The 13,693-nt window shown below is 35.3% G+C and carries 7 protein-coding genes; 5 read left to right on the top strand and 2 right to left on the bottom strand.

All coding sequences use genetic code 11. The annotated features are described in order from the left end of the window. Positions 1-303 precede the first annotated feature (303 nt). Complete coding sequence (locus BN2628_RS08865) at positions 304-1,575, bottom strand: type IX secretion system plug protein (protein ID WP_055096889.1); 1,272 nt, start codon at positions 1,573-1,575, stop codon at positions 304-306. Between the two features lie 209 nt (positions 1,576-1,784). Between BN2628_RS08865 and BN2628_RS08855 the strand changes: the two genes are divergently transcribed. Continuing rightward, positions 1,785-2,999 (top strand): C1 family peptidase, encoded by a 1,215-nt coding sequence (locus BN2628_RS08855; RefSeq protein ID WP_082430151.1) that lies wholly within the window; start codon positions 1,785-1,787, stop codon positions 2,997-2,999. A 14-nt stretch (positions 3,000-3,013) separates the two neighbouring features. On the opposite strand, the gene folB is transcribed toward BN2628_RS08855, so the two are convergent. Beyond that, positions 3,014-3,367: a dihydroneopterin aldolase gene (gene folB, locus BN2628_RS08850; protein WP_055096886.1), complete on the bottom strand. Its 354-nt coding sequence runs from the start codon at positions 3,365-3,367 to the stop codon at positions 3,014-3,016. Positions 3,368-3,507: 140 nt separating this feature from the next. Between folB and BN2628_RS08845 the strand changes: the two genes are divergently transcribed. From BN2628_RS08845 to sprA, 4 genes are all read left to right on the top strand, one after another. Further along, positions 3,508-3,864 (top strand): bactofilin family protein, encoded by a 357-nt coding sequence (locus BN2628_RS08845; RefSeq protein ID WP_021931971.1) that lies wholly within the window; start codon positions 3,508-3,510, stop codon positions 3,862-3,864. Positions 3,865-3,976: 112 nt separating this feature from the next. Beyond that, positions 3,977-5,449 (top strand): monomeric [FeFe] hydrogenase, encoded by a 1,473-nt coding sequence (locus BN2628_RS08840; RefSeq protein ID WP_055096883.1) that lies wholly within the window; start codon positions 3,977-3,979, stop codon positions 5,447-5,449. 65 nt (positions 5,450-5,514) lie between these two features. Continuing rightward, entirely contained in the window at positions 5,515-6,096 is a 582-nt protein-coding gene (gene ruvA, locus BN2628_RS08835) for a Holliday junction branch migration protein RuvA (protein WP_055096882.1), read from the top strand. Between the two features lie 39 nt (positions 6,097-6,135). Further along, a complete protein-coding gene (sprA, locus tag BN2628_RS08830) occupies positions 6,136-13,626 on the top strand; it encodes a T9SS outer membrane translocon Sov/SprA (RefSeq protein WP_055096880.1) in 7,491 nt (2,496 codons plus the stop codon). The last annotated feature ends 67 nt before the right edge of the window (positions 13,627-13,693 follow it).

The raw sequence follows: 13,693 nt of genomic DNA, 5'->3' as shown, positions 1-13,693 counted from the left end.
TTGATTTTTATTTTATATATAAATATAAATAAATCAATGTCTTATATCTTGATAAGAGCTTTTATATTTAACTTTTTGCCCTTCTTATTTAAGTATTAAAGTAAATAATGTAATTTCTTATTTTTAAATAAGAAATTACATTATACTAAAATATATATTTAGGAAATATAAGTTTTTTCTCTTTCTGTTAGTTAAATAAGAGTATCTATTCAAGGTTTGGTGAAAAGTGGAAAAGAAATTATTATAATCTTTAATTTAATTGTTACTTTCTGGTCTGGAATATATAAGTGTAGATAGACTTATTTATTCACCGGAAAACGCTCTACCAATACCAATTAAGCGATCATACCGTTCTCCTGGGACACGATGATATACTTTGACCAAATATTCATTTTTGGTTTCATAAAAATTCCCTTCTATATTTGCAGGAGTTCCCTTAGTTGTCCCATGTGGAATGAAAAGATATTGATAATTGTAGGAACCCTGTTTTAGATATAATGCTTTTTCGTATCGTTTGGTCTCAAAATTATAAACCATTTTGTTTTGGTCGTTAAATTGTCCGTTGGTAAATTCTCCATCTATATATATGGTTCCGGGTATTAAAGCATTATCATAATCGAGTGTAAAATGTACGATGAAATAATCGGCTTCTACATCACTATTATCGGCATCACTTTGTCGTATGGTGAAATGTCCGTATTGGGTTTGGTCAAATACATAATTTCCTTGATTACGAAGACGGTCAGGGAATAAATCAACATGGTAATATGGATCGAAGTATTGGATACTTTCCACATTTATTCCGGCATAGCGGGTGCTTACCATTTCGAATCTACGGTACTCGTTTCCTGCTTCGAAAATGAGGTTGGGATTATGGGCGTACACTAATTCGTTTGATTTTACATATAAAGGGTGGTTTATTTGAGTTTGATTGTCGAGACGATTGTTTTGTGATATATATATTTTTAAATCAGTTTGGGGGTTTCTTATATTATAATTAGGATGTAAAATTGAAAATTCGAGTTGTTGATGAGATTTATTATAATCGATGTCTGTACGAGAAGTTATGGATATGGGTACTGTTACGCGGTTTTCAAATACGGAGAAGCAGACTTGTAAAAGAGGTTTTTCTGGTTGATTTTCTGGAAAAACGATCAGTACATAATTCCCGGATACTTTAAATCGTACAGACTCATTAGGTAATGTAATTGTGTAATGTACGTAATGTCGGAATGTGTTGAACGAAAGTTCTCCTTCTTCTACTCTGTTTTGATTAAAACCATCAAGATATTCCATGACAGATAGATCTGATGGTGTCCAGTTTGCGTTACAATGAACGATTTTGTATTCCAGATATTCACTTTCTTCGGCAAATTTATCAAAAGATACGATAAGTTGGTCGTCATTGTCGAGACGTATAACTGGGGGGAAATATGCTTTATCAAAAACTCGCGTACGTATTGTCTGTATAGAAGGATGTAATGCTTTAGTCTGATAAACGATAGCTCCCTTTGCAGGAAAGAAAACGGAAAAAGAGATTATGAAGGTGGTTATTATTTTAATTAGGGTACTCATTTATGTTGTTTTATATTTTGTATGTTTCTGAATACAAACATAATAAAATATTTGTAGAGGTTGAGTAATCCTATTTGAATTTTCAAATTTTTCAGTGTATCATAGTAACACATTAATGTAAATTCTGAAAAAGCAATAAATCTTTCGATTTTTTTTATAAATGATATTACTATCTTTACGGCTCGAAAATTTAACAAGGAAGAAATATTATGCTGAAAAATGTTCTTACCATCGGAATGATGATGTTTATTGCAGTTGGAACTATGGCTCAAACCGTAGAAAAAAATGATAGTGTCAAAAATGCAAAAAAAACGAAAGAGTATCAGTTTACAGATGTGAAGTTATTGAAGGCTACACCAGTAAAAAATCAAAGTAGTTCAGGTACATGTTGGAGTTTTGCAGGAACTGCTTTTCTTGAAAGCGAATTATTGAGACAAGGTAAGCCAGAAGTTGATTTGTCTGAAATGTTTATTGTCCGTCATGCGTATATTGAAAAGGCTGAAAAGTATGTTCGTATGCATGGCACCATCAATTTCGGTGGCGGAGGTTCTACTTTAGATGTATTGGATATAATAAAAAAATATGGAATTGTTCCTGAAGAAGCTTATAAAGGTCTTAATTATGGTCTTGATATTCACCGTCATGGAGAATTGGATGCTGTGCTTGAAGCATATGTTAAAGCTGTAATAACAAATAAAAACCGCAAGTTAACACCTTCGTGGAAAGAAGGATATATTGCTATATTAGATGCTTATCTGGGTAAAGAACCAGAGACTTTTACTTATCAGGGAAAAGTGTATACACCTAAAACATTTTTTGATTCTTTGGGGGTGAATTTGGACGATTATGTTTCCATTACTTCTTTTACTCATCATCCATTTGATCAGCCTTTTGCTGTAGAGGTGCCGGATAATTGGGCATGGGGCCTTTCTTATAATGTGCCTTTAGAGGATTTTTCTCGTATAATGAAAAACTCGATAGATAAAGGCTATACAATTTTTTGGGCATCAGATGTTAGTGAACGAGGTTTTTTATATAATAAAGGTTATGCTATTGTCCCAGATGATAAAGTCAAAGATATGAGTGATTCGGAAAAAGCTAGATGGACAAAATTGTCTGAAGAGGAAAAGCAAAAAGAAAGCAAGGAAAAATCTAAGAAAGAAAAATTAATAACTCAAGAAGTACGTCAGGAAGCTTTTGATAATTATGAAACGACAGATGATCACGGTATGCAAATTGTAGGTACGGCTGTAGATCAAAATGGAAATAAATATTATAAAGTTAAAAACTCATGGGGGACAGATAATGAGTATGATGGTTATTTTTATGCATCAGAACCTTTTGTCCTTTATAAAACGATCAGTTATGTTGTTAATAAAAATGCGATACCTAAGGATATTCAAAAAAGATTGAATCTTAAGTAATAAAAGTTCTTATATTACCAACTAATGGTGACCGAAGCCCTTTCTATATCTCCTGGTATAGGGGGCTTTATTTTTGATATTTTTATTGTTCCTCCTGTGATGTTCGGACAGTTTTTTAGTATATTTTTTTTTATACGACCTACTACATGTTCCAAGAGCTTTGACGGTTGCATCATTTCTTCTTTAATCCATTCATATAATTGTCCGTAATCGATAGTTGTAAGAAGATTATCGGTTGCTATTGCTTGAGTTATATCTGTATATACTTTTATATATACTTCATAATTGTTACCAACTTTTCGTTCTTCTTCAGAAACGCCATGATAGGCATAAAAGTGTATTTTTTCAAGTTCAATATAACTTTCCATATTTATGGGTATTCAAAGTAACGATACAAATTACGTAAAAAACTGATGATTAAAAAAGTTTTGTAATCATAAAGTCGTATTTTTATGGGGATAAATATTATTTTTGCAAATAATGCGAATTACTTATTAATCTACTTAATATGGCAAGAGATATTCTTTCCCCAGGACTTACACACAACTCGTTGACTGTAGATACTACGGTAATAGGTAATATATCAGCATCCTCTGATATTCGTATCGATGGTATATTGGAAGGAAATTTGGATTGTAGAGGGAAAGTAATTATTGGAGAGAAGGGGAAGGTTACAGGGAATATAAATGCTGTTAATGCAGAAATAATGGGAGCAGTTAAGGGAAATATAAAGGTTGAAGAAAAATTAGTATTGAAATCGACTTCGTTATTGGAGGGTGATATTGAGGTCTCAACTTTAGCTATAGAACCGAAAGCTCAAATCAACGGCAAATGCACAATGCTCCAATTTTCTTCTGAAATGTAATAAAGGTACAGAGTGATTTGTTGTTTAAGAAAATAGGTGTACCTTTGTGCCTCATTTCAAAAATTAGCTTTTTTTAATAATAGAGGCATACATAAACATTTAATAACATTCTATGGCATTTGCAAATAACGTATTGATTGTTCGTCGAGTATTGATGGCCCGATTGGTAAATTTATGGAATCAAGGCCAATTAGTGGAGAAAATTGACCGTTTGCCCATCGAATTGACTCCCCGTAATGCAAAAGTTAGAGGCCGTTGTTGTGTGCATAAGGAGCGTGCTGTATGGAAATATAAATCATTTCCTTTATTAGGTTTTGACATGCAGGATGAGACGGACGAGCTTGTACCTCTTTCTTATTATGCATCGGAAGCGTTAAAAAGAGGAAAGAATACCAAAGAAAATATTTTATGTGTTATTGATGAGGCTTGTTCGGCATGTGTACAAGTAAATTATGAAGTAACAAACTTATGTCGGGGGTGTGTAGCCAGAGCTTGTTATATGAATTGTAGCAAACATGCGATTACATTTGACCGTAATGGACAGGCTAAGATAGATCATGATAAATGTATCAGTTGTGGTATTTGTAAAGAAGCGTGCCCTTATCATGCTATTGTATATATCCCTATTCCTTGTGAAGAAGCATGTCCGGTAAAAGCAATTTCTAAAGATGAGAATGGAATAGAACATATAGATGAGTCAAAGTGTATTTATTGTGGTAAGTGTATAAATGCTTGTCCTTTTGGCTCTATTTTTGAAATATCCCAAGTTTTTGATATATTATCTCAGATTCGGTCTGGGAAAAAAGTTGTGGCAATTGTGGCTCCGTCTATAATGGGACAGTATTCGGAAAGTCTTGAGGAAATATTTAATGCAATAAAGAAAATTGGTTTCCATGATGTACTTGAAGTTGCTCAGGGGGCTATGGAGACTACTTATAATGAGGCCAAAGAATTGAAAGAAAAGCTTGAAGAAGGTCAAGCTTTTATGACAACTTCTTGTTGCCCTTCATATATAGCTTTGGTAGAAAAGCATGTAAAAGATATGAAACCCTATGTCTCACATACAGGTTCTCCTATGTATTTTTCTGCTCGGATTGCAAAAGAAAAATATCCCGATGCTCAGGTCGTTTTTATAGGTCCATGTGTCGCAAAACGGGCCGAAGCGAGGAAAGATGAAGCTGTGGATTTTGTTATGACATTTGAAGAAGTACAGTCCGTTTTTGATGGTTTGGGAATTGATGTTTCTCAAGTTGGGAAAGGAGATTTTGTTTGTGATGCTCATAGAGATGGAAAAGGTTTTGGTATGACAGGTGGTGTTTTGGGTGCTGTCAAGGCTCAGGGGTTGATACCGGATTTGAAAGCTATTCAGGTAGCAAATTTGAATAAGAAGAATATTGCACTATTAAGAGCTTTTGCAAAAGGAAAATCTCCGGCAAAATTTGTAGAAGTTATGGCTTGTGAAGGAGGATGTATTACGGGGCCGTCAGCAAATGTAGATTCTTCTACAGGGACAAGACTTTTCAAATTGGCGTTGGATAAGTTTGCAACATCTCAGGAACCAATCAGTGAGTCTGGAAAGGAGTGATTATTGTCATTCTGTTGGCAGACAATGGTTGTAACAGTTAGTATATCTCAAAAACATATTTACTTATGATAGAATATATAAGCGGACAAATAGTAGACCTTACGCCTACATCAGTTATATTAGAATGTAATGGCGTAGGATATTTCTTAAATATATCACTAACGACGTACTGCGCTTTGTCTTCGAAAAATTCAGGTAAATTATATGTGTATGAAGCTATTCGAGAAGATGCATACATTTTGTATGGTTTTCTCGATCGAAGAGAAAGAGAATTATTTCTTTTGCTCATATCAGTTTCTGGTGTAGGGCCTAATACTGCACGCATGATTTTGTCATCATTGACACCTCCGGAATTAGAACAGGTTATTGCTTCTGGCAATGTAAATATGTTGAAGGGAGTAAAAGGTATTGGAGCAAAAACGGCTCAGAGAATAATTGTTGATCTTAAAGATAAAATAAAACGGGGGGGGGATACGTTAAATATAAGTACGCCTTCTAATTCCGAAGTACAAGAAGAAGCTTTAGCAGCATTGGTAATGCTCGGCTTTTCTCAAATTCAGTCTCAGAAGGTAATACAGAAATTGCTGAAAGAGTCTCCTCTAATGACGGTCGAAGAGGTAATAAAGGCTGCATTAAAAATGATGTAACCTTTGCTCCTGTCAGCAGGAAAAAGGGTTTGCAGAGTAATGAACAACAAGAGGATAAATTATATTTTTTATATTCTTCTTTTCATAAGCGGGGTGTGTATTTACTCCGCTTTTGCTGCATATAATCATTTCAGTTATCCAGAATTTCTTGATATTTCCTCAGAATTGGGAGCTAAAGCTGAGAACTTCGTTTCACAAGATTCTGTTACAACACCCAAAGCAAAACCTCGTTATCCGGTGGCTAAGACATCTTCTGAAACTTATGAAGATTTGATAAAAAATCATCCAGCTGATTTGAAAACTCCTGAAAATGTGAGAACTGTAGTCGATTATGATCCTGAAACTAATTGCTATGTTATTCGAACGAAGGTAGGGGATAAAGAAATCGTGACCCCTATTATGATGACAGCTGATGAATATCAAGATTATTCGTTGAAAAAATCTATGCAGGCGTATTATCGACAGAAAAATGCTGAAACTTTTGCTAAAGGGAAAAAGGAATTTGATTTTTTGGATATGAAGTTTAATATCGGACCTTTGGATAAGGTATTTGGCCCGGGTGGTGTACAGATAAAAACTCAAGGATCGGCTGAACTTACGATGGCTATAAAAACGAATAAAATAGACAATCCGGCCTTGTCCGTTTCTGCCCGGAAAAAGACATATTTTGATTTTGATGAGAAAATTCAAGCAAATATAACTGCAAAAGTTGGAGATAAGCTCAATTTCAACATGAATTATAATACTGATGCTACGTTTGACTTTGATGCTCAGAAATTGAAATTGCAATATGAAGGGAAAGAAGATGAAATTATAAAAAATATAGAGGCCGGTAATGTCAGCATGACTACAGGATCATCGCTTATACGAGGTAGTTCTGCCTTATTTGGTATAAAGACGACTATGCAGTTTGGCAAGCTTACGGCAACGGCCTTGGTATCGCAACAAGAATCAGAGTCAAAGACCGTAAACTCAAAAGGTGGAGCGCAGACTACTGAATTTGAATTTAGTGCCGATAGCTATGACGAAAATAGACATTTTTTCTTAGCTCATTATTTTAGGGACAATTACGATCAATTTGTTTCTAAATTACCGTACGTATCATCGGGTGTAACAATTAATCGTATAGAGGTTTGGGTAACCAATAAAAGAGGAAATTACGATCAGTCAAGAAATATAGTGGGCTTTATGGACCTTGCTGAGTATAGTAAGAAGGCCTACAACGGTTGGACGTCAAATGCACAATATCAGTTCCCTTCGAATAATTCGAATGACTTGTATGCTCGGCTTAAGGCTATAGATGGTGCACGAAATATCAATCAAGTAACACAAGTGCTCGAAGCATCTCTCCCTGTAGAAGTTGTAGGTGGGCGAGACTATGTAAAGATAGAGAGTGCGCGAAAGCTTGAAAGTTCTGAATATACATTGAACACACAGTTGGGCTATATTTCGTTGAAGAGTACTCTCAATTCAGATGAAGTATTGGCTGTAGCATTTGAATATACAAAAAATGGCCAGGTCTATCAGGTCGGAGAGTTTTCAGGGGATATAACGGATACAGATAATTGTTTGTTTTTGAAATTGTTGAAAGGGACAACAGTAACAACACAGTTACCTATATGGAAACTGATGATGAAGAATGTTTATTCTTTGAATGCAATGCAAGTCCAGAAAGATAAGTTTCGGTTGGATATATATTATAAGAGCGATACGGCTGGTACAACTTTAGCATATATGCCTGTCGGTAATATTAAAGACCAGACTTTGCTGAAAGTGATGAATCTTGATAGACTGGATAACAATAATGAGGCTAATCCGAATGGATTCTTTGACTTTATAGAAGGATATACAGTTTTGGCATCGACTGGTCGAGTTATTTTCCCCGTGGTTGAACCGTTTGGTTCACATTTGAAAGCTAAAATTGGGAATATTCCTGATGTAGACAAGTATGTCTATCAAGAATTATATGATTCCACTTTGACGGTTGCGAGACAATTTGCGGAAAAGAATAAGTTTGTCATTAAGGGAGAATATCAAGCATCGTCTGGTGCAGAAATTCGGTTAAACGCCATGAATGTGCCAAGAGGGTCAGTTCGGGTGACAGCCGGAGGAATGACACTGACAGAGAATGTTGATTATTCAGTAGATTATTCGTCTGGGATTGTTACGATACTTAACCAAAGCTATATTGATTCAGGCACACCGATTAGCGTCTCTCTTGAAAATCAGTCGTTTTTCAATATGCAGCGAAAAACGATGGTGGGGCTTGATTTGAATTATGCTTTTTCTAAAAATTTTAATATTGGTGCTACTATTATGCACTTAGGAGAAAAATCATTGACAGAAAAAGTAAATATCGGAGATGAAGTATTAAATAATACATTATGGGGATTAAATACCTCTTATAATACCGAGTTCCAATGGTTGACCTCTTTGGTAAATAAAATACCGACGGTAAATGCGACAGCACCTTCGAGATTAGCATTAAATGCAGAGTTTGCTCAGCTTATACCGGGCAAAGCTAAAAATAATTCTACTTCATATATTGATGATTTTGAATCTTCTCAGACAGGATTAGATATCCGTACACCATATTCTTGGGTGATTGCTTCCACACCGTCTATGTTTGAGGAATCGAAGTTATCGAACGATATTAAGTATGGAAAAAATAGGTCCTTGTTGTCTTGGTATTACATTGATCGGATGTTTACCCAAAGAAATTCATCTTTAGTACCATCTCATATTAAGAATGATTTAGATCAGCTATCGAGTCATTATGTGAGAGAAATAGACATTAGTGAGATTTTTCCGAATAAAGAGCTGGGCTATGGAGAGTCATCCACATTACAAGTATTGAATCTTTCTTATTATCCTCAGGAACGTGGGCCCTATAATATGGATGTGGACAATATGGATGCCAATGGCTATTTTACCAATCCTCAGAAGCGTTGGGGGGGAATTATGAGAAAAATGGATACTCCGGATTTTGAGGCGGCAAATATCGAATATGTTCAATTCTGGATGCTCGATCCATTTTTGGAAGACGAAAATGGAACTTACGATGGAGGGGATTTATATTTTAATTTTGGAGAGATTTCAGAAGACATATTGAAAGATGGAATGAAGTCTTTTGAGAATGGTTTACCTATTGACGGAGATACGACTCATTTGGCTAAGACCGTATGGGGTAAAGTTTCAAAACGGCAATCTATGGTATATGCTTTTGATAACTCTGAAGGTGCTAGAGAGAAACAGGATGTCGGGTTGGACGGATTATCAAATGATGAAGAGTTTACTTATCCAACATATGCAAATTTTTTGCAGGAACTGAGAACGAAATTGTCTGTGGAAGCTCAAGAAAGGATGAGCCAAGACCAATTCTCACCGTTGAATGACCCGGCGGGTGATAATTATCATTTTTATCGAGGTGTTGATTACGATAATGCAGAAATGAATATTTTGAGCCGTTATAAGCATTATAACGGTGTTGAGGGAAATTCATCTTCTCCTGATGATGCTTCTGATAAATATTACCAATCGTCTAAAAGTGTTCCTGATGTGGAAGATATCAATCAAGACAATACTCTGAATGAATATGAACGTTATTATCAATATAAAGTTTCCATTAGAAAAGAAGATTTACAAGTTGGGCGTAACTATATTACCGATAAGCGAACAACAACAGTAAAGTTAAGAAATGGGAAGCAGGAAGAGGTAACCTGGTATCAGTTTAAAATACCGTTGAAGGATGACACCAGTGATGGGACACACGCTCCTCGGGAAAAAGTTGGAAGTATTCAAGACTTTCGAACTATTCGTTTTGCTCGTATATTTTTGACTGGTTTTGAAGAAGAGACTCATCTGAGATTTGCTACAATGGAACTAGTTAGAGGAGACTGGAGGACATATAGCTATAGTTTGTCAAATAATACTGGAGGTACAAATCTACCGGCAGAAGGAGACTTGGATGTATCTACGGTAAATATTGAGGAAAATGCAGGTCAGGTTCCTGTAAATTACGTCTTGCCTCCAGGTGTTACTCGTATTGTTGATCCGAGCCAGTCTCAGATTACTCAATTAAATGAGCAAGCGTTGTCATTGAAGGTACAAAATTTGCCATCTAAAGCAGCAAGAGGTGTATATAAAAATACAAACTTGGATATGCGCACATACAAGCGTTTACAAATGTTTACTCATGCAGAAAAGTTGATTGACGATAAATCAAGTCTGACAAATGGTGAATTGGCTGTATTTATTCGATTAGGCTCTGATTATAAAAGTAATTATTATGAATATGAAATACCATTAGACCTTACAGCTCCTGGAACTTATAATACATATAATGCAGAGGATCAGAATGCCGTTTGGCCTTCGCAAAATATGTTTGATTTTCCGTTATCACTGCTTACCGATTTGAAGTTGAAACGTAATGCTGCGAAAAGAAGAGGTGATGCATCGGTAAATTATACGACTTTATATACGATGTACGATCCTGACCATCCAAAAAATAAAGTTTCTGTGATAGGTAATCCCAGCTTGTCCGATATTGCTTCTATTTTTATTGGTGTTAGGAATAATTCGGCAACAGAGAAAGATGCTGTTGTTTGGGTGAATGAATTGAGACTTACTGGTTTTGATGAAGATGGTGGTTGGGCTGCTCGGGCTAATGTAAATCTGAGTGTATCTGATATTGCAACTGTAAACGTTGGTGGGCATATTGAAACAATTGGTTTTGGTGGCTTAGACCAAAGTCTGACTGAGCGAAGAATGGAAAATTATTATCAGTATAATGTTGCAACGATGGTAGATTTAGGACGATTCTTCCCTGAAAAAGCGAAGGTAAAAATTCCATTGTTTTATTCATTATCGGAAGAGATAAATACTCCTAAATATAATCCTCTTGATCAGGACGTTTTATTGAAGGATGCTTTAGATGCAGCTGTCACTAAAGAAGAAAAAGATTCAATAAAAGAATATTCAATTGATCGTTCTACTATCGAGAGTTTTAGCCTTTCAGGGTTAAGAGTTGATATTCAAAGTAAAAATCCGATGCCTTATGATCCTGCTAACTTCACTTTTAGCTATTCGTACAACCGGCAGAGTAAAAAGAATCCTACGACGTTATTTGAAAATACCTATGACCACCGAGGTAATTTTGGTTATACATATACTCCTTATGTAAAACCATGGACTCCATTTAAATTTATAAAAAGCAAGTCTAAACATTTAAGATTATTTAGGGATTTTGGACTTAATTATTTGCCCAATAATATAACGTTTAACACAAATATGTCACGTTATTACTATGAGCAGCAATTACGTGATTTAGACGAAGGGATTGATATGCAATTGCCTGTATCCATAAATAAAAATTTCCTTTGGGATCGTCAGTTTGGAATACAGTGGAATTTAACAAAAACATTGAATTTCTCATTGGCTACAATGACGAACGCCCGTATTGACGAACCTGCTGGAATTGTAAATAAGGAGCTTTATCCTGATGAATATAAAGCTTGGAAAGATACGGTAATGCACAGTATTCTTCAACTTGGTCGGCCGTGGAATTATAATCAAACTTTTAATGCATCATTTGATGCACCGTTGAATAAGATTCCTGCATTAGATTGGGCAAACTTCTCTGTAAAATATAATTCTACTTATGCTTGGGATAGGGGAGTTGCCGTTGATGCTGAGACAAATTTAGGAAATAGTATTAATAATCAAGGACAGTGGAATTTTGATGGCCGGGCCAATCTGGAAGCTCTTTATAATAAATCGAAGTTTTTGAAAAATGTAAATCGGAAGTTTAGCAATTCTTCACGACGTTCGACCACCAGTCAGAAAAAAAGAAAGCCATTTACACGCCAGATAACGTTAAAATCCGATACGTCTGTGTCGGTACGACATAATTTGGATAATAAAAAACTGTCAGTAACGGCAAAAGGACCAGATGGTAAAGTCTATCCGGTAAAATATAAAATTGTAGATAAAAACAATATACGAATATTGACTCGTGATACAGCACACATAAAACTTACGATTACCCCGGGAAAGAGACCAGAAGATCAGCTTTGGTATAAAGCTGCTGAGTATACGTCTCGTTTTGCAATGATGATACGTAATGTCAATGTACGTTATCGTCGCTCAAATACGATGTATGTACCTTCATTTAAACCGAATGTTGGAGACATTTTTGGACAGTCCAATTCTTATGATGTATTGGCTCCTGGATTGGATTTTGCCTTTGGATTTACCGACGAGGATTATATTCGTAAAATAATGGATAAAGATTGGTTGATTGTCAGTGATTCGTTAGTGAGCCCTGTAGTTATAAATCGTACAGAAGAAGTACAAATGGATGCATCCTTAGAGCCGATAAAAGGATTGAAAATTACTTTGAATGCCAATCGCACACATAATCACAACAATCAAGTACAATTTATGTATGATGGTATGCCTCAGATACAGGGTGGTAATTTTACAATGACCCACATTGCCATAAAAACTTCATTGAGAGGCTCAAAGGCAAGTAATGGTTATAGTTCTAAAGCTTTTGAGAACTTTTTAGCATATCGTCAGATAATAGCCAATCGTATTGAAAATTTATACGCTGGTAGGAATTTACATTATCCAAAATCAGGATATATAGCTCAAAATAATCCGTTATTGGCCGGACGTCCCTATAACTCACAAAATGGAGGAGTGAGTCTTAGTTCGTCGGATGTAATGATTCCGGCATTTATAGCTGCGTATTCAGGAAAGAATCCAAACAAAGTAGGATTGACAGCTTTTCCGTCATTAAAAAGTTTATTACCCAATTGGCGTATAACCTATGATGGTTTGGGGAAAATACAAAAATTGAAAAAATATTTTAAAAGTATAGTTTTGAGCCATGCATACCGTTGTACATACAGTGTAGGTTCTTTTTCTTCTTACTTAAATTGGTTAGAAGCTGTTGGCGGAGATAGTGATGGGTGGGGATTTGTGAAGGATGAGATATCAGGAAATCCTGTACCTTCATCCCCTTTCGATATATCGTCAGTAAGTATAACGGAGAGTTTTGCTCCTTTGTTGGGTATAGATATGACAATGAATAATAATGTGACACTTCGTGCGGAGTATAAAGATACAAGAAATTTGAGTTTGAATTCTGCTGCCGGACAAATAGTAGAATCTTCTACCCAAGATATTACCGTTGGTGCTGGATATAAGATTGCTAATTTTAATGCTGTCTTAAAGTTGAAAAATGATAAAATGGAATCATTTAATAATGACTTGACTTTACGGGCAGATTTTTCGTTCCGGAAAAATCAGGCATTAATACGTCGTATTGAGCAGAACTTTACTCAGGCAACAAGTGGGACAAAAACATTGACCATTTCATTTTCTGCTGATTATGCTCTGAGTAAACTGATTACGTTAAGGGCTTTTTATGACCGGCAAATAAATACACCTTTGGTTTCTTCAACCTCATATCCGATATCTGATAGTAGCTTTGGCATTGCTGTGCGACTTAGCTTGATGCGATAAAAAAGAAAAGTGATAGGTATTAAAAGATACTTTCTGTGTTTTGATTTTCTTTTTTTGAATTATCTTC

Origin of the sequence: Gabonia massiliensis (assembly GCF_001403595.1) — a bacterium.
Lineage (GTDB): Bacteria > Bacteroidota > Bacteroidia > Bacteroidales > Coprobacteraceae > Coprobacter > Coprobacter secundus.
The sequence above is the reverse complement of the archived record's forward strand: the minus strand, read 5'-3'. Positions and strand labels throughout refer to the sequence as shown.

Coding starts and splice junctions, on each gene's coding strand:
- BN2628_RS08865 (WP_055096889.1), bottom strand. CDS start 1,575: ATGAGTACCCTAATTAAAATAATAACCACCTTCATAATCTCTTTTTCC.
- BN2628_RS08855 (WP_082430151.1), top strand. CDS start 1,785: ATGCTGAAAAATGTTCTTACCATCGGAATGATGATGTTTATTGCAGTT.
- folB (WP_055096886.1), bottom strand. CDS start 3,367: ATGGAAAGTTATATTGAACTTGAAAAAATACACTTTTATGCCTATCAT.
- BN2628_RS08845 (WP_021931971.1), top strand. CDS start 3,508: ATGGCAAGAGATATTCTTTCCCCAGGACTTACACACAACTCGTTGACT.
- BN2628_RS08840 (WP_055096883.1), top strand. CDS start 3,977: ATGGCATTTGCAAATAACGTATTGATTGTTCGTCGAGTATTGATGGCC.
- ruvA (WP_055096882.1), top strand. CDS start 5,515: ATGATAGAATATATAAGCGGACAAATAGTAGACCTTACGCCTACATCA.
- sprA (WP_055096880.1), top strand. CDS start 6,136: ATGAACAACAAGAGGATAAATTATATTTTTTATATTCTTCTTTTCATA.